This window comes from Alcaligenes sp. 13f (assembly GCF_020496585.1).
GTDB classification, from domain to species: domain Bacteria; phylum Pseudomonadota; class Gammaproteobacteria; order Burkholderiales; family Burkholderiaceae_B; genus Alcaligenes; species Alcaligenes phenolicus.
The window spans coordinates 1-426 of record NZ_JAHKKC010000069.1 but is presented as its reverse complement, the minus strand read 5'-3'; the positions used below and the strand labels follow the sequence as shown (position 1 = coordinate 426).

1 protein-coding gene is annotated in these 426 nt (G+C 61.5%); it reads right to left on the bottom strand.

Going from position 1 to position 426, the window contains the following annotated elements:
- Positions 1–384, bottom strand: a 384-nt coding sequence (locus KOE80_RS20170) for a type II toxin-antitoxin system VapC family toxin (protein WP_226349851.1), incomplete at its 3' end; no start/stop codon positions are given.
- Positions 385–426 lie beyond the last annotated feature (42 nt).

Sequence of the window (426 nt, the reverse complement as noted above, 5' to 3'; positions counted from 1 at the left end):
ATCTTCACAGCGCAGGCCTTCAACCCGAGCAAATTCACGCAGGTTGCCAGTCACCACGATCAGCGAGCGGCTCCGGGCATGCCCGGCGATCAACAGGTCGTTGCTCCCGATCATCGTTCCACGCCTTTGCAACGACGCCTTGATGTCAGCCGCGTGATCCGCGGCGGCGCTGTCGAAATCAAGCACCGCCATACGGGACAGCAGCGCCTCCACCGCAGCGCGCTGAACATCCGGACGCATCGACATCATGGCGCCGTGCATCAACTCATGCCGGACCACGGCCGACGTATAAAGCCGGCTCGCATCCGCGTTCAGCTTCTCGGCCAGTTGCGGCGGACGATTGCGAAGCAGCCTGACGCAGATGTCGGAGTCGAGGAGGTACACCTAGTCGAGCAACACGACTTCATCATCAACAAGGTCTTCGGC